Consider the following 16611-nt stretch of genomic DNA (forward strand, 5'->3'; position numbering starts at 1 on the left):
GCTGACGGTGAGGGGCCGTCAGTGGGGGGTGTGAGGGGTCAGGGGCTGTCCGCGGGGTCCTGGAGATGGCCGATCAGCACCTCGCGCCAGGCGGCCCGCTGGGCGGCGCGTTCGTCCGCACCGGTGGACGGTTCGAAGACCTGGCCGTGCGGCTGCGCCTCGACGATCTCCTCCAGCGAGCCCCACAGGCCCTGGGCGACACCGGCCAGATAGGCGGTGCCGCGCAGGCTGGCGGTCGCCGAGTCGGCGACCCGCTCCAGCGGCAGACCGGTCAGGTCGGCCTGGATCCGCATGAGCGGGTCGCTGCCCGCGACCCCGCCGCCGACCCGGAGCCGGGTGAACGGGGCGCCCATCGTGGCGGCGACCCCGTCGACGAGGTCGCACACCGAGTGCGCGATGCCGTCGAGCACGGCCCGGGCCAGATCGGCGCGGGTGGTGGCGAGGGTGAGCCCGGTGAGGGAGGCGGTGGCCTCCGGGTGCCAGACCGGCGTCCGGACCCCGGCGAGCGCCGGGACGAAACGCGGGGTGCGGCCCGGCCGGGTGGGGACCCGGCCGGCCTCCTCACCGAGCTCCTTTGGCGAGGCGAACAGGCCCAGGTCGTCGCAGAGCCAGCGCAGCGCCGAACCCGCCGTGGAGGTGTAGGCCTCCAGGCTGTAGTGGCTGATGTCGCCCTGCCGCCGGCCGGGCTGGGCGAGCACCCCGGAGATGTCCGGCCGGGGCAGGGCGGGCGTGGTACCGGTCGCCGCGTCGACGAACGCGCCGGTCCCGTACATGCACATGCCCTGCCCGGCGGCCAGGCCGCCGAGCGCGATCAGTGCGGCGTGCTGGTCGCCCATGGAAGCGGCCAGTGGGACGGCGATGCCGAGGGCGGCCGGGTCGGTCGTGCCGAATCCGGCGTCGTCCGAGCGGAGTTCCGGAAGCAGGTCGAGGGGGAAGCCCAGATGGCCGATCCACTCCTCGTCCCAGGCGTGCCGCTCCAGCAGGTAACCCCCGCTGGACGCCGCGTTGGTCGGGGTGGTGGCGTGCACGGCGCCACCGGTCAGGCGCCAGATCAGCCAGGTGTCGACGGTACCGAAGAGCAGCCGGCCCTCGCGGTGGGCGGCGGCCACCTCGGGGTGCGCGGCGATCTGCCGGGCGGCCCAGAGGAACGGCGCACGGGCACCGACCGGCCGGCCCTGACGGGCCAGCAGGGCGGCGTCCCACTTCGCCTCGTGCGCGGTGAGCTCGGCGGCGTACCGCCGGTCCTGCCACACCACGGCGGGCAGCAGCGGCTGCCCGGTGACCCGGTCCCAGAGCATCGCGGTGGCCCGCTGGGTGGAGAGGGCGACGGCGGTGAGCTCGATCCCCTCCGCCCGGGCCGCGCCGACGGCCCGGCGCGCCACGTCGAGGGTTCCGGTCCAGATCTCCATCGGATCCTGCTCGACCGAGAGGTCGTCCGGATGGCTGACCGCGATCGAGCGGTAGAACACCTCGTGCGCGGCACCGGAGTCGAGGACGACTCCGGCCCTGGTGCCGGTGGTGCCCTCGTCGATGGCCAGCACACCGCGCCGGGGGGAGGCGCCGGGGAGCGTCTGCGTCATTGCAGCCCTTTCAATTGCGAGCATCGCGAGCTGTACGGAGAGGGGGAGGGGGACCATCGTGTGGTGCGGCAGGCGCTGCGGACGGTCAGCGCGCGGTGGCGGATTCCGCGGATTCCGGCGAACCGGCCGGCGCGCCGAGCGTGGCCGCGTGCTGCGCCGCCGCCTCGTCGGGGGAAGCGGCCTTCATCGGGTCCCACTTGATGGCCAGACAGGTGATCATGCCGAGCAGCGGAACGACGGAGAGCACCAGGAAGGTGTCGGCGAGGCCGAGCGACTCCTTGATCTGCGGGAAGAGATACAGCCCGGCGACACTGCCGAAGCTGCCGACCATCCCGGTCACACCGGTGCCGAGCGCGCGCACATCACTGCTGTACGAGAGCGCGGCGATGGACTTGCCGTTGGCGCCGGGGCCGGCGGAGTGGCAGAGGATGAACAGCACCGGCAGCAGGAACGCCACGGCCGTCGGGACCTTCTCGAAGGTCAGCCCCATCGCGATCAGGGCGACGAACACCCCGGCGAACCCGGCGGCGGAGCTGAGCCGCAGCCCGAGCCGGCGGCCGAAGTACGCGGACAGCAGCCCGCCCGCGATGCCGAAGGCGTTGAACACCATCGAGCCGATCGTGGCCTTCTCGAAGCTCTCGCCGAAGATCGTCAGGCTGATCAGCGGGAGGTACCAGCCGACCGCGAAGTACTGCATCGACTGCCCGAGCGAGATGACCGAGGAGAGGATGGTGCGCGGCAGGTACTCGCCCTTGAACAGCAGCCCGGCCTGGCGGAAGCCGATGGCGGGCGCGGCGGTCGCGGCGCGGGTCGCCTCGTCCGGCTTCCCGGCGACGGCCTTGATCCCGTAGATCCGGTCCAGGTTGAGGACGGACTCGTCGAGGCGGCCCTTGCTCGCCAGCCAGGTGGGACTCTCCCTGAGCATCAGCCACTGGCCCACGAGCAGGACGACGGCGACGACGGCGGCCGAGCCGACCGACCAGCGCCAGATGTCCGCGCCGACGTCCAGGTTGAAGAAGAGCAGGGCCAGCGCGAGGTTGCTGGTGGTGGCGACGTACCAGACGGCCTGCCACAGGTTCAGCCGGCCGCCGAGCTTGGCGGGGGTGTACTCGGCGAGCAGGGCCATGGCGACGGCGAAGTCGATGCCGTAGGCGACACCCACCAGGACCCGGCCGAGCCAGACGACGGTGAAGTCACCGGCGGACGCGGCGAGCAGGGCGCCCGCGATGGCGAAGACCTTGGCGATGAGCAGCGGGGGGACCCGGCCGATCCGGGTGGCGAGCCAGCCGCCGACCGGGTTGAAGATGATCGCCAGGGCCGGAGCGGTGGCCGTGAGGATCGAGACCTGCGTGCTGGTCAGCTCCATCTGGGACGTCATCGGCCCCAGCCCGGCGCTCAGCGCCGCGTTCGAGTAGGCGTCGAGGAACAGCCCGCCGAACACGAGGAACCAGATGACTTGCGCCCGGCCGGTGATCTTTCCCAGCCCATCGATGAGCGCAACGACGTCGCCGACGCCTTTGACGCTCGGACGTTGTGCCATGAATCCGCCTTCGAGGAAGACCCATCGGCGGCACGGGGAGCACAAAAAAACAGGCATGACGAAACCACCGACAGGTGGTCTATGTCTGTGCCTGTCAAAACACTGCGGAAAGCGCCGCAGCACGTGAAGTGCGACTACACGAGGAGGTTAAGAACGAGTCAGGAGAAACGTCAAGGGTTTCCGGCAGGTTACCCAAACGTGACGAGGGCGAGGGCGGCGGCGGGGATGGGGACGACAAAGACGACGAAGGCGACGACGGAACAGCGGAGTGAGCGCCTGTGCGTCAGGCGAAGTCGGGCGCCAACGTTCCGAGGAGGGCCGCGAGGCCGTGCGGGTCACGGCGGGCGATGTTGTGGCCCACGGGAATCTCGTGAACCCGCCAGCCCGAGTCGTTGCGCAACCGTTCGGTCAGGTTCACGAACGGGCTGCCCGGCCACGCGCCACCACTGATGAACGTTCGGCCGGGCGTGTGCCCGGGGCCCGCCCCCAGTCTGACCGACTGGACGAAGCTCGCCAGCGGGTGCGGTCGCGCGCGAGGGTCGAGCCCGTCAGGGACCGCGACCCAACGGCCGTCGGCGCGGACGCCTGCCATGAACAACTCCCGGAAGCCGTCGCTGGTCAGGGACCAGCACGAATCCCCGTCGTCCGGGACGTAGGCGTCGATGAAGACGAGCTGATCGAGACGGTCGCCGAGCCGGTCCGCTACCCCGGCGATCACCATCCCGCCGTAGCTGTGCCCGCACAGTGCGAGGGGCGTCCCGTCGCTGCGGTCAATGATCTCGGCCACCTGGTCAATGTGGGTGTCGAGGTTCGGCGGACGGGACGGATCGGCAGGGCCGTCCGACTCCAGCCCTGCCGGAGTGACCGCCTCGACGTGGTGACCGGCGCGGCGCAGTTCGGTGGCCACCGAGTCGAACGCCCATCCGCCTTGCCAGCCACCCGGCACCATGACGAACTTCACCGTGTCCCCTTCCTGCCGCCACCCATGATCCGCTCGACCGCCTTGAGTCGCGGCCGTCCGCCCAGCGCGGCCCGCGCCGCACCCGCCGGCTGCTCCCGCGTCTCCGCCCTGGGTGCCACGTTCCGAACCGCCTCTCCACCACGACAACCCGCGAACCCTACGGGAGCACCGACGCCGGCGCGACGGGTTTGTTCCGGTGTGCCGAGGCCGCAAGCGTTCGGCGCGTGGGCCGTGGCACGCGAAAGGCGGGGCGGTGCGCCGTGCGCCCCGCCCCGCTGGTAGCCGTCTCCGTCAGCGGCCCGCCTGAAGCGCCGCCCAGGTGCCCGGACCGACGATCCCGTCGACCGTCAGGCCTCGGCTCGTCTGGTAGGAGCGCACCGCGGTCGCCGTCCCCGGGCCGAAGCTCCCGTCGACACCGACCGTCGAGCCGAGCGCCGCGGTCAGCGAGCGCTGGAGCCGCTTCACGCCGTCGCCCGAGGCGCCCTCGGCGAGCGTGGAGGTGGCACCGGCCGACAGCAGGGCGGTCCAGGTCCTGGCTCCCACGATGCCGTCGGAATCCAGCCCGCGTGCCGTCTGGAACGCCTTCACGGCACTCTGCGTGGCCGGACCGAAGCTGCTGTCCGCCTCGCCCGCCGGATAGCCCTGCGCGTTCAGCAGTGTCTGTACGGCCTTGACCTGAGGGCCCGTCGAACCGCTCTGCTGCGTCGCGTACGCGGTGAAGCTCAGCCCGTCGGCGCCGGTGCCGCCGCCGGTGCTTCCGCCGACCAGCTCCATGTAGCGGGTCCAGTCCCAGTACGGGCCCGGGTCGGTGTGGTCGTTGCCCGGTGCCTCGCTGTGCCCGATGATGTGCGCCCGGTCCTTCGGGATGCCGTACCGGTCGCACAGGTACGCGGTCAGGGCGGCCGAGGACCGGTACAGCGAGTCCGTGAACCAGGACGGGTCGTCGATGAACCCCTCGTGCTCGATGCCGAGCGCCGAGGCGTTGGCGCTCCGCGCGTGGTACGCGGTGTCGCTGTCGCGCACCATCTGCGTGATCTGGCCGTCCGACGAGCGCACCACGTAGTGGGCGCTCACCTCGGACGCGGGGTCCTGGAACCAGCTGATCGAGCCCGCGTACGAGCCCTGCGTGACGTGGATGACCACCTTGTCGATCGCCGCCGACCGGCCCGTGGCGAAGTTGTTCGGGTCGGCCGGCACCCACAGCGCCGACGGGTAGTCGGCGCTCCGGGTGCTCGCGTCCGCGGCGGTGAGCGCGCCCTTCTGCGGCGACACCGGACGGCCGGTCACCGAGACTGCCTCGCCGTCCGGCGTCACGGTGTCGAGCCCGTCGGCGAGGAAGGTGTAGACCGTGTCGGCGTAGAGGGCGGCGGCCGGGCCCTCGCTGCCGCTGTACCGGGCGACGGCCGGGTACCAGGCGTCGAGGTCGTCGCGATCCCGGGCGTCGAGCCCGAGCTTGTCGGCGTAATCGCGCAGTACCGCCGCACCGCCCAGGATGTTGGCCGTCGTGTCGGTGCGGAGCTCGGCCGGCGGTTCGCCGGTGAGGCCGGCGGCCCGCTCCAGCGTGTGGTTCACGGGGTTGCTCACCAGGTGCATGACGCCGTATCCGTTGGCCTGGCTGGGGCGGCCGGAGTGGCCGTCGAGCCGGGTCTCGCCGTATCCGACGGCGGCGAGCAGATCGCGGGGGACGTCGAACGTCTCGGCTGCCTGCTCGAACGCCCGGTTCATCGGGTGCCCGGTGTCCGTCGAGGCGAGGGCCGGGGTGCCGGTCGCGGCCAGGACGGTGGCGGTGAGGGCCGCCAGCACGGATGCTCGGGCCTTGGTGTGGGCGGCGGCGCGTCTGGGCATACCTGCTCCTGCTCTGTGGGGGAGAAGAACGGCCCCCGGGCCCGAGTGGGGTGGGTCGAGGGGCCGCGAAGCCCGCTCAGGCTATCTATCTGTTCAGAGCATGACAATCATATCGCGGCGTGTCGAACTTCCTTTCACCTCAATGGAGTTGTGACGACAGTGCGTGGGATGCAGGCGCCGAACCACGCCACCCCAGCCGTGGCGGCGCGGTCCGGACGGCGGGTCCTACCAGCGGTCGCGGTGGATGACGTCGGCCACCGGGCGGCGCCGGACCGGCCCGAAGTTGCCCTGCGGCCATCCGACGGGAATGGCCGCGAAGGTCTCCATGTCCTCGGGGATGCCGAGCGCTTCCTTCCACTCCTGCTCCAGCATCAGGTGCCAGATGGTGATGTTCGCCGCGAGCCCCAGCGCCCGGGCGGCGAGCAGGATGTTCTGGACCCCCGGGTACACGCAGGAACCCTCGGCGAGCGCCTGGAAACGGGTCTGAGTGGTCATCATGTGCTCGACGCCCGCCGGACCGAGCGCCTGCGCGTAGACGGCCAGGCCCTCCTCGTCCATCCGGGGCTCCGGGAACTTGTAGCAGGGCACGATCAGCGCCGGTGTGTCGGCGAAGTGGTCGCGCTGGTACTCGATCGCGGCGACCATCCGGCCGTACGCCGCGTCGTCCATGCCCTTCGGTGCGTACTTCCCGGTCGTCGCCAGATACGCGTCCACGCACCGCTTCCACAGCGGCGCGAGACGCGCCATCACCTCACGGTCCGTCACCACCACGTACTCGTAACACTGCATGTTCCCGCCGCTGGGACCCCAGACGGCGGCCTGTATGAGCTGCTCAAGCGTCTCGTCCGGCACGGGCTCCGGCTTGAGACGGCGCATCGCGCGCATCGTGGACATGGTGGAGAACAGGGCCTCGGCCTCGGCCGTTCCGGCTTCCTGAGTCGTTTCGATCATCATGATCGCGGAGTTTACGGGCGAAGCCCCGCCGCGAGGAGTCCCGTTGATCAGTCCGTGGCCTGGGCGGTCCGCCGCAGCCGGACGACGGGGATGTCGCGGTCGGTACCGCCCCGGTACTTCGCGTACCGGGGGAAGACCTCCACCAGATGCGGCCAGACCCGTTCCTTCTCGTCCGCGGACAGCTTCTCGGCGACGGCCGGGAACCGCTCCGGGCCCACCCGGAGTTCGACGGACGGGTTCGCCCGGAGGTTCAGGTACCAGAGCGGATGGCTGTCCGAGCCGCCGTTCGACCCCACGATCAGGTAGTCGTCACCGTCGCGCCCGTACATCAGCACCGTGCGTCGCAGCGTGCCGCTGCGCCGGCCGACGTAGTCGAGCAGCAGACAGGGGACGCCGAGCTGCGTGGTGCCCTCGGTGCCGCCCGACGACTCGTACAGCTCGGCCTGCTTCGCCACCCAGGTGCTCGGGCTGACCGTTGCCGGCGCCTCGTTGCCGTTCTCCGCTGCCATACCGGTCTCTCCCTCTCGCGGCCTTCCGCCCCATCGTCGCACCCCGGCGGATTCGCACACCTGGACAGCCCCCCACCGCACGGGGGAACGCGGACCGGACCCGTCACCGGCAGGGCGTATAAAAGGTTCCTCCGGACCAGCCGGCGTCCCCCGATGGCACTCACACCTTCACGCGGCAAGGCGTCACCGCGTACGACAGCGGAGGAGTGCCCCCTTGAACACTGCAGACGAGATCAGCACCTTGCTGGTGGCGAACTTCGGAACCGACCCGGTGGCCATCCGCCCCGAGGCGTCGCTCCGTCAGCTCAGGCTGGACTCCCTGGCCCTGGAGGAGCTGCGGCTCCTCATCGAGGACCGGCTCGGCGTCGACCTGGACGACGTCCAGCTGACCTCGCGCGACACGGTCGGCGACCTGGTCGACGTCGTACACGTGCACCGCAAGGCCGCGGCATGACGGCCCCGTACCGCCCCGAGCCGTTCGCCGCCGCCGTCACCGGCATCGGTCTGGTCACCGCGGCCGGCGTGGGCACCGACGCCACCTGGCGCGGGGTGTCCGAGGCCACCGACGCGCCCTCGGTGCGGCGTCTGCCCGAACTCCACGATCTGCCGTGTGACTTCATGTACACCATCACCGGCCTCGACACGAAGACCGTGCTGGGGGTCGCCACCCATCGGCTCATGGACCGCTTCTCGCAGCTCGCCGTCATCGCCGCCCGCGAGGCCGTCGCGGACGCCGGGCTCGACCCCTCGGTCTGGGACAGCGGCCGCGTCGCCGTCGTCATCGGCTCCGCGCACGGGGGACTGCCCTTCTACGACGAGCAGCACACCGCCCTCACCGAACGCGGCGCCCGCCGGGTCTCGCCGAAACTCGCCCCGCTCACCGTCGTCAACGGCGCCGCCAGCAGTGTCGCCACCGACCTCGGCGCACGCGGCCCGAGCCAGGCCGTCTCCACCGCCTGCTCCTCCGGAACCGTCGCCATCGGCACCGCCCACCAGATGCTGCGCACCGGCGCCTGCGACATCGTCGTCGCGGGGGGCGCGGAATCCGTCCGCTCCCGGCTGCTGATCGCCAGCGCCTGCCAGCTGAAGGCCGTCTCCACCCGGCGCGACGACCCCGAGGCGGCCTGCCGGCCCTTCGACACCCACCGCGACGGCTTCGTCGTCGGCGAGGGCGCCGGCCTCCTCGTCCTGGAACGCCCCGAACACGCCGCCGCCCGGGGCGCCACCGTCCGCGCCCACATCGCCGGCTACGGGGCCTCCAGTGACGCGTACTCCGCCGTCGCGCCGGACCCCGACGGGCTCGGCATCGAACGGGCCCTGCGCACCGCACTCGCGGACGCGGGGATGGCGGCCGCGGACATCGGGCACGTCAACGCCCACGGCACCTCGACCGTGGCGAACGACCTGATCGAGGCGACGATGCTGCGCCGGGTCCTGGGCGAACACCCCCTCGTCACGTCGACGAAGGCGATGACGGGTCACACCCTGGGCGCAGCGGGCGGTATCGAGACCGCGCTGACCGTCCTCGCCCTCCAGCACCGGCTCGTGCCCCCCACGGTCAACCTCGACACCCCCGACCCGGAGATCCCGGTCGACGTGGTGAGCAAGGAGGCCCGGCCGGGCGTGTTCGACGCCGCCGTCAAGACCTCGCTCGGCTTCGGCGGGCACAACGCCGCACTCGTCCTCACCAGGGCCTGACCGCGCAGCGGACCCAGGTCCTGTCCGGAGTTCCCCGTCTGTGCCCCGACGCCCGGTACGCACACTCGCTGCACGGGGTCGCAGGACAGGTGGCTCCGCCGCATGACCTGCGACCCCGCACACCGATCGCACGCACCGACCGCCGCTGCGCCCGCGCTCCGCGCGGACGACGGGGAACTCCAGACAGGACCAAGGACCGATGACCATGCCCGACGAGATCATCCGGAACCTGTCGGTGCACGGGCTGCGCTACAGCTACCGCACCCTGACGCAGCCCTCGCCCCGCACCGAAGCGGTCGTCGTCCTCGGGGGCGCGCTCCAGGGGATGTACGGCTGGCCGCAGATGGACGAGCACCTCGGCCCGCACGCCCCGGTCGTCACCGCCGACCTGCCCGGCATGGGAGGCGCCGATCCGCTGCCGCCAGGCACCGGCGACGAACTCCTGTACGACGCCGTCGCCGCCATCATCGACGACCTGGGCGTGGCCAGGGTCAACCTCTTCGGCTTCTCCTACGGCACGTCGATCGCCTTCGGCTGCGCCCGGCAGAACCCCGGCCGGATCGCCCGGCTGGTCCTCGGCGGCGTACCGGCGCACATCAGTGACGCCCAGCGCAGCCAGTGGGGCCGGGCGGTCGACCGGCTGGGGGCGGGGGACGTGGAAGGGCTCGCCACACTGACCGCCGAGGCGCTGATGTGCCTGGACCCGCAGCGCCCGGTCCACCGCAGGGAGCTCGCGCGGCGCTACGTCCGGCGTTCGTTCGTGCACGCGCTCACCCATTCGCCGCACGCGGCGCACTCGCTGCGCCGGGCGCTGGGCCACCGGCCGGACTTCTCCGGCGGGCTGAGCGGGGTGCCCGCGCTCGTCTTCGCGGGCGAGCACGACACCGTGACCTCGCCCGAACGGCAGCGCGCCTTCGCGGCGACGATCGAGGGCAGCCGCTTCCTGACGATCGGCGAATCCGACCACTGGGTGGTGCTGGAGCGGCCCGACGACGTGGCGGACCTGGTGGCGCGCTTCTTCACCGACCGCCCCCTGGAGGCGGCGCCCGCCCTGCGAGCGTTGGCCTCGCTGCCGCGCCCGCGTGCGGGCGCGGCAGGTCCGGTCCTGCCACGGTCGGGCAGCTGAGCTGCCCGACCGGCGGGATCAGTGGCGGCCGTCGACCTTGACCCGCACGATCTGCGGGTCGTGGTCGCTCGCCTGGTCCGCGAACTCCGCGTTGATGTGCACCACGTCGTAGTCGAACCGACGGATGCCGGGGCTCGTCAGGATGTGGTCGAGGGTCTGCGAGTTGCCCTCGTACACATAGCTGTACTGCTCGTTCGCCGGCAGCGTGGTGATCAGCGGCTTGAGTGCCTTGCCTGCGGTCAGCGCGGACATCGTGGGTGAGAACGCGAAGTCGTTGAGGTCGCCGAGTGTGACGACCCGCGCCGACTTGTCGGCCGCCAGCAGGGACTTCACGAAGGTGTTCACCTCCGCCGCCTGCTGGACCCGCTTCGTCTCCGAACTGCGCGACGGCTCCTGGTAGCGGCCGTGCAGCGGCTGGTCGCCGCCCTTGGAGGCGAAGTGGTTCCCGATGACGAACACCGGCTTCCCATGGAAGCGGAATTCACCGACCAGGGGCTTGCGGCTGTCGGACCAGGCCTCGCTCGCCGGGTCGATGCGGCCGGGTGACACCGACAGCGTGACACCCTTCCTCGTCGGCACCGCCGTCACCGCGGTCGTCGCGTCGCCGCCCGCACGGTCCACGAAGGAGACCCGCTGCGGGTTGAAGAGAAAGACGTTGCGGATGTTGCCGCCGGGCTCGCCGCCGTCCTGGCCGTCCTGCGGGGCGACGTAGCGCCAGGCATACCTGGGTCCGCCCGCCGCGACGATCGCGTCGGTGAACCGCTTCAGCGTCGCCTCGGAGCCGACCGTGCCGTCGCTGACCGCGCCGTTGTCGTCCTGGATCTCCTCCAGCGAGACGATGTCGGGGGAGGAGAGGTTGACCGCGACGCCCTCGGCGAGCGTGTCGAACTTGGCCTGCTCGTCCAGCGCGTCCAGGTTCTCCACGTTGTACGTGGCGACGGCGAGTTCGCCGCCCTTCTGCTTCCGGGTGACCTCGCGGCGGAGGTGGTTGTCGGTGAGCGTGCCGAGCTCGGTCGCCTGGAGGTTGTAGCCGCCGAACGAGGCGTAGTCGATCACGCCGGTGGTGGTGCCGGACAGCACGTCGCCGACGTTCCCGACCGGGAAGGGGCGCGTGGTGTCGAGCGACATGACCTTGATCCGGCCGGTGTTCTGGTCGGTGTACGAGGAGTACAGCGTCCCGCCGCGCCGGGTCGGGTTCTGCTTCGGCTCGACGGTCACCCAGATCTCGTCGTACGCGGTCGTGGCACCCGTGACGCGGGTGTCGGCGATCTGCACGCGGGTGCCTTCGAGCGACTCGTAGAGGTCGAGGGCGTACGTCGACGGCTCCAGCGGCAGCGCGTCGATCGAGGCCCCGCCGGCCGAGGGGACGTACGCGGCGGGTACCGCGGCCGCATCGAGCACGACCGGCGCCGGCAGGGCGTTGCCCGACGACAGGACCGTGGTCCTGGGCGAGGTGATCTCGGTGATGGACTGCGTGGTGGCCGACGGGTAGTACTCGTCGACCGTGCCGCTGACGAGTACCGAGTCACCCACCGCGACCGCGGGGGCGGTGGAGCCGGTGTAGACGAAGACGCCCTCGCCGGTCCGCGGGTCCGAGTCCGGCGCGGTGTCCTGGATCCAGAAGCCCTTCGAACCCGTGGTGCGCACCGCGGTGACGATGCCGGGCACGCCGGTCACCGCCTGGCCGTCCGACGGGGAGACCCGGGTGGTGCCCTGGATGTCGTGCACGCGCACGGTGCCGGGCTCGGTCGGGTTGCCCGGGTCGCCCGGGTCCGTGCCGCCGGACGTCTCACCGGCCGCGTTGACCGGGGTGGGGGCTGCGGCGGACAGGTCCGCGGCGTTGTCGTCGGTGTCGGAGAGGGAGGCCGCGCGCGTCACGGAGGCGGTGGCGGAGGCGCCGGTGGCCGGGCCGCCGCCTTCGCGGACGACCGCGGAGCCGTAGCCCACCAGGTCCACGATGCGGGTGTCGGTGGCGCAGTCCGCTGCCGTCTTGCAGGTCAGCGGCGTGGTGCCGGAAACCAGCGCGACGGTGCCGCTGGCGGCGGACATGGCGACGGTGCCGGTGGCGTCCGGGGCGGGCAGGGCGACGGTGCCGCCTGTACCCGCTGCCTGGGCGACCAGATAGCGGCCGCCGGGCGCGACGGAGCCCGTCAGCGCGGAGACCTGCCACAGGGAGCCCGCGGACGGAGCCCCGGGCAGGTACTGGACGCTGAACCCGGACAGGTCGTACGCGGCGGAACCCGCGTTCGCCAGCTCGATGAAGTCGCGGGTGAGCGTCGCGCCCGAGTTCCCGCCGCCGCCGTACACCTCGGAGATCACGGCGGTCGACGACGGTGCCGCGAAGGCGGCGGGCAGCGCGGTCGCCGAGAGGGTCACGGCGACCGCGCCGGCCAGCAGGACGGAACGGGATCTGGATATGCGCACGGAAACTGCCCCTCAGAGTGTGGTGAGGGAGCACAAGCTATGCGCGTAGAACCGGCGATGACAAGGCATCAGAGGTTAATTCCAGAAATCACTCCGGCGAGCGCCGGGCACGAGCTCAGTCCTTGGCTCAGGGCGCCCGGCGCCCCGGCTCGGGTGTGGGGACAACTGCTCGACGTGACCGTGGGCTGTGGCTACCGGCCCTGGCTTGCCGGCATCTGGCTCCTCGCCCTGACCTTGCTGGGCACGCTGGCCTTCGGCACTCATTCCCCCGCCCCGGTCAAACTGGGCGAAGGCAGCCTTCCAGCCCCTCATCCACACCTCGACCTCTTGGTCCCCATCGGTGCTCTGGGACAGCGCACGGGGTGGTACTGGTCGAACGACAGCCTTCAGTGGCCGGCCTACCTGCTGATCGCCTTCGGCTGCGTGCTGACGACCGCCGTCATCGCGGGTGTCACCCGCGCCCAGAAGGATCAGGCGTATTGACCCGTAGCGTCGTCGGCTCGGTTGATCGGAGGCCGTACCACGGCATCAGTCCACTCGGCGGCGCCGCCGTCAGGTCATGCCCGGCCCGAAGCCGACGGCCGGCGCCTCAGCTCGCTGACCCTGAAGTCGCTGATCCTGAAGTGGCTGAGGACGGTACGGAACGCGAAGTGCCCGCCGGTGTAGGGCTCGGGGTCGCGGTGGTCGAAGACCAGCCGCCCGTTGTCCCACCACTGGACTTTCGATCCGTCCGAGACGATCCGGACGTGGTTGGGCTCGTTGGCCGTCAGCAGCGGTTCGGTGTAGTCGAGCAGCAGGGGGCGGACGCCGGCCTCGCCTATGTAGCGCCGCAGACGGGTCGTGGTGTTGTAGTTCGCGCCGTAGCCCGAGTAGTACGTCGTGAGGTAGTCGTACTCGGGGAGCGCGCCGCCGCGCCGGGTGGCGAAGAGGTCGCCGGGGGAGCGTACGTCGCTCGCGTTCCAGAAGTTGTTGAGGTCGGAGACCCGGTCGTTGGCCCCGCCCGCGGAGACCGGGGTGGCGGTGTACTCCAGGAGGTAGGGACCGCGCAGCGGCTGCCTGAACCAGACCGTGGCGCCACCGGGAACGTCGATGTCCAGAACGCCGTGCGAGGCGGTGACGCTGCCGCCGCTCTCCAACTCGGCCGACCACTGCCCGAGGCCGTGGCGGAAGGAGTCGGAGGCGATGAGCCGGCCCCGCCGGGGGTGGTGCGGGCGGGGTGCCGCGGCGGCGGTGGCAGGGACCAGGGCCGACAGCGTGGCTGCGGCGGCCAGGGCCCCGAAGTCGCGGCGGGTCGTGGGGGACATGAAGTGAGGTCTCCTTGAGTGTGCGGCGGGGGAGGGTGGCGGACAGAGGTGAACCCTTACTGTTGAAACGTTTCGACGCCAGTGGTACGGGAGATCCTGCAACGGAACTGCAATACGCCGACCACGTTTCAATCGAATCTCGCAGCGTCCCTCCTCGGTGCCGCAGGGGCGGCGTCGCACCGCCGCAATGCGCGGGCAACATGCGCCACTTGGGCGGCTGTCCATGATGCGGGCAGTGGTTTGACCGGGTTACGTCATTCCGGCTACCTTGCGCGACATGCAGCGATCCACACACCTGACGACGCGAGGTCATGTCGACCTCAAGCGTGTGTGCTCCGCCGCGTGTCATCAGGACTGAGAGCACGGCGCCCGCGCGTCCGGCCACCGGGGCGTTCTCCCCGGTGCGGTCCCCGGATCCCCGCAGGGTGTTTCCCTCCACGGGACAGAGCGCTGAGCTGACTCGCCGTCAGCATGCGTCTGCCACGCCCTCCTTCGAGGAGCGCGCACCGCGTCACCCGCTGCCATCGAGGACCTGGAAGACACGTGAAGAGTCTGTCCGCGGCCGCCCGCCGCCCCAGCCCCCTGCTCCGCTCCGACATACCCTCCGCCGGACCTGCCCGCCGCGTCCCGGGCACCGGATCCGTGCTCGGTGCGATCCTCGACCACGGGCCGGTCGCCCGCTCCACCGTCGCCCGCCTCACCGGCCTCTCGCCCGCCTCCGTCAGCGGGCACGTCGGCCGGCTGCTCGCTCGCGGACTGGTCCGGGAGAGCGCGGAGACCGCCGGCCCCAAGGGGCTCGGCCGGCCACACGTCCCCGTCGAGGTCGACACCGCGCGCTTTCTGGTGGCCGGAGCACACATCGCCGTCGCCCACTCCACCGTCTCCCTGATGGACCTGCGGGGCCGGATCGTCGCCGAAGACCGGCAACCGCACCGCACCACCGAACCCCGCAGCATGCTGGCCGGACTCACGGCCCGGCTGCCCCGGCTGGTGGCCGCGCACGCCGGCGGACGCACCGTGCTCGCCCTGGGCCTGGCCACCGGGCACCGGGTCGACCCCGTGACCGGGGTGATCGTGGAACACCCCCAGCTCGGCTGGCGCGATGTGCCGGCCCGCGACATCCTCTCCGCCGCGACCGGGCTGCCGGTCCATGTGGACAGCCACTCCCGGGCGCTGGCCCGGGCGGAACAGCTGTTCGGTGAGGAGTCGACCCGGTCCAGCACCGTCCTGCTGTTCGTCGGCGCCGTCGTGGACGCGGCCTTCGCCACCGAGGGGGCCATGCACCGGGGCCCGCGGTCGGGGGCCGGCAGCGTGGCGCACCTGCCGCTCGGCGCCGGCGGGACGGGCGGCGCGGAACCCTGCTCCTGCGGGCGGTCCGGGTGCCTCCAGTCGGAGGTCTCGGAGCGGGCCATGGTGCGGCGTGCCGCGGCGCAGGGACTGTTCGTCGGCTCGTTCCCGGAACTTCTGACGCAGGCGCTGGCCGGTGACGCCCGGGCGGTGGCGCTGTTCCGCCGACGGGCGCGGCTGGTCGGCCGGGCCGCGGCCCTGCTGCTGGACATGTTCGACCCGGAGGTGCTCGTCGTGGTCGAGCCCGGGGCGGGCCGGATTCCGGAGTGTCTGGCGGATCTGCGGGCGGAGGTGGCGGAGCGCTCCTGGGTCTGCGACGACCCGGAGCGGGCCGTGGTCCCTTCCAGCTTCACCGGCTCCGTGCTGGCCACAGCGGGTGGCGCGGTGGCGCTCGGTGCGCTGTACGTGGACCCGCTCGGCCCCTGGCCGGCGCTGCCCGCGGTCTCCTGACGCCCCCTCCCCTCCCGCGGCCGTCCCCGTATCCGACTTAATTCAGGCAGTTGCATTGTTGACCGGGCCCGAATCGGAACGGGATGATGGATTCATGACCAGCCGACAGCGGAATTCAGGAGACGCGTCCTCGACGACGCGCGCCTTCCGCTCGGCCGCGTCGGCCCGCGTTTGCGCCCCGCGTCTGTGTTGTCGCCCCTGTCCGGGTGTCCGATAACCACCCGCTGAATTCCGGCGAGAGCCCCGCTCCGCCGTGCGCCGCGCTCTGCCCTTCTGCATAGCCGTCGTATTTCTCCGCCCCTTTCCAACTTTCCATCAGGGAGAGACGTTGACCATTACCGTGCCCTCATACCTGGCGCCGACCGCGCCTGCCGCGAAGGGGATAGCCCCGGACCGGTTCAAGCAGGCGTTCCGCCGATATCCCGCCGGAGTCGTCGTCGTCACCGCCGACGCGGGCCGCGGCCCGATCGGCTTCACCGCGACCTCGCTCAGCTCCCTCTCGCTCGACCCGCCGCTCGTGTCGTTCGGCATCGGGACCGGCACCTCGTCCTGGCCGCACATCGAACGGGCCGGCACCGCGGTCGTGAACTTCCTCGGCGCCGAACAGCAGTCCCTGGCCACCACCTTCGCCACCAGCGGGATCGACCGGTTCGCCGCCCCCACTCGCTGGCGCCGCCTGCCGGAGGGGGAACCGGTGCTCGACGGGGTGGCCGGCTGGCTGCGGCTGGAGACCGAGCAGATCGTCCCGGCCGGCGACCACCGCATCGTCATCGCCCGGGTGGTGGACGCCCGGCTCGACGAGGGACGCAGCCCGCTGCTCTTCCACGACGGCGCCTACCACTCCCTCTGACAGCCCGCCCAGCCCGAAAACTA

14 protein-coding genes are annotated in these 16611 nt (G+C 71.7%); 6 read left to right on the forward strand and 8 right to left on the reverse strand.

Annotation, left to right across the window (positions count from 1 at the left end; all coding sequences use genetic code 11):
• Positions 1–38 precede the first annotated feature (38 nt).
• The 6 genes from SH922_RS32755 to SH922_RS32780 all read right to left on the reverse strand — a co-directional run bounded on the left by SH922_RS32755 (position 39) and on the right by SH922_RS32780 (position 7389).
• Positions 39–1580, reverse strand: a complete 1542-nt coding sequence (locus tag SH922_RS32755) for an FGGY family carbohydrate kinase (RefSeq protein WP_393062171.1) — start codon at positions 1578–1580, stop codon at positions 39–41.
• Between the two features lie 85 nt (positions 1581–1665).
• Positions 1666–3120 carry an MFS transporter gene (locus SH922_RS32760; protein WP_393062172.1) on the reverse strand — a complete coding sequence of 485 codons (1455 nt, stop codon included), beginning with the start codon at positions 3118–3120 and terminating at the stop codon, positions 1666–1668.
• Between the two features lie 283 nt (positions 3121–3403).
• Positions 3404–4081, reverse strand: coding sequence for an alpha/beta fold hydrolase (locus SH922_RS32765; protein ID WP_393062173.1), 678 nt, complete (start codon positions 4079–4081; stop codon positions 3404–3406).
• Positions 4082–4372: 291 nt separating this feature from the next.
• Complete coding sequence (locus tag SH922_RS32770; protein WP_393062174.1) at positions 4373–5926, reverse strand: peptidoglycan-binding protein; 1554 nt, start codon at positions 5924–5926, stop codon at positions 4373–4375.
• A 225-nt stretch (positions 5927–6151) separates the two neighbouring features.
• Positions 6152–6880, reverse strand: coding sequence for a nitroreductase family protein (locus SH922_RS32775; RefSeq protein WP_393062175.1), 729 nt, complete (start codon positions 6878–6880; stop codon positions 6152–6154).
• Between the two features lie 47 nt (positions 6881–6927).
• The gene (locus SH922_RS32780) at positions 6928–7389 is read right to left on the reverse strand and encodes a nitroreductase family deazaflavin-dependent oxidoreductase (RefSeq protein ID WP_393062176.1); all 462 of its coding nucleotides are present in this window, start codon (positions 7387–7389) and stop codon (positions 6928–6930) included.
• A 214-nt stretch (positions 7390–7603) separates the two neighbouring features.
• On the opposite strand from SH922_RS32780, the gene SH922_RS32785 reads away from it, so the two are divergent.
• The 3 genes from SH922_RS32785 to SH922_RS32795 all read left to right on the forward strand — a co-directional run bounded on the left by SH922_RS32785 (position 7604) and on the right by SH922_RS32795 (position 10213).
• Positions 7604–7843: an acyl carrier protein gene (locus SH922_RS32785; RefSeq protein WP_393062177.1), complete on the forward strand. Its 240-nt coding sequence runs from the start codon at positions 7604–7606 to the stop codon at positions 7841–7843.
• Positions 7840–9087: a beta-ketoacyl-[acyl-carrier-protein] synthase family protein gene (locus tag SH922_RS32790; protein ID WP_393062178.1), complete on the forward strand. Its 1248-nt coding sequence runs from the start codon at positions 7840–7842 to the stop codon at positions 9085–9087. The genes SH922_RS32785 and SH922_RS32790 overlap by 4 nt, the downstream gene beginning before the upstream one ends.
• 205 nt (positions 9088–9292) lie before the next feature.
• A complete protein-coding gene (locus tag SH922_RS32795; protein WP_393062179.1) occupies positions 9293–10213 on the forward strand; it encodes an alpha/beta fold hydrolase in 921 nt (306 codons plus the stop codon).
• A gap of 18 nt (positions 10214–10231) precedes the next feature.
• Here the strand turns inward: SH922_RS32795 and SH922_RS32800 are convergent, their stop codons facing one another.
• On the reverse strand, positions 10232–12637 hold the full coding sequence (locus SH922_RS32800; protein ID WP_393062180.1) for an endonuclease/exonuclease/phosphatase family protein: 2406 nt from the start codon (positions 12635–12637) through the stop codon (positions 10232–10234).
• Positions 12638–12676: 39 nt separating this feature from the next.
• Between SH922_RS32800 and SH922_RS32805 the strand changes: the two genes are divergently transcribed.
• Positions 12677–13120: a hypothetical protein gene (locus tag SH922_RS32805; protein WP_393062181.1), complete on the forward strand. Its 444-nt coding sequence runs from the start codon at positions 12677–12679 to the stop codon at positions 13118–13120.
• A 74-nt stretch (positions 13121–13194) separates the two neighbouring features.
• On the opposite strand, the gene SH922_RS32810 is transcribed toward SH922_RS32805, so the two are convergent.
• Positions 13195–13941, reverse strand: coding sequence for a DUF6250 domain-containing protein (locus tag SH922_RS32810; RefSeq protein WP_393062182.1), 747 nt, complete (start codon positions 13939–13941; stop codon positions 13195–13197).
• A 543-nt stretch (positions 13942–14484) separates the two neighbouring features.
• Between SH922_RS32810 and SH922_RS32815 the strand changes: the two genes are divergently transcribed.
• Positions 14485–15738, forward strand: coding sequence for an ROK family protein (locus tag SH922_RS32815; protein ID WP_393062183.1), 1254 nt, complete (start codon positions 14485–14487; stop codon positions 15736–15738).
• Positions 15739–16066: 328 nt separating this feature from the next.
• Entirely contained in the window at positions 16067–16588 is a 522-nt protein-coding gene (locus tag SH922_RS32820; protein ID WP_393062184.1) for a flavin reductase family protein, read from the forward strand.
• Positions 16589–16611: the final 23 nt, after the last annotated feature.

The sequence above is a fragment of the Streptomyces sp. LN549 genome, from assembly GCF_043203805.1.
GTDB lineage: Bacteria > Actinomycetota > Actinomycetes > Streptomycetales > Streptomycetaceae > Streptomyces.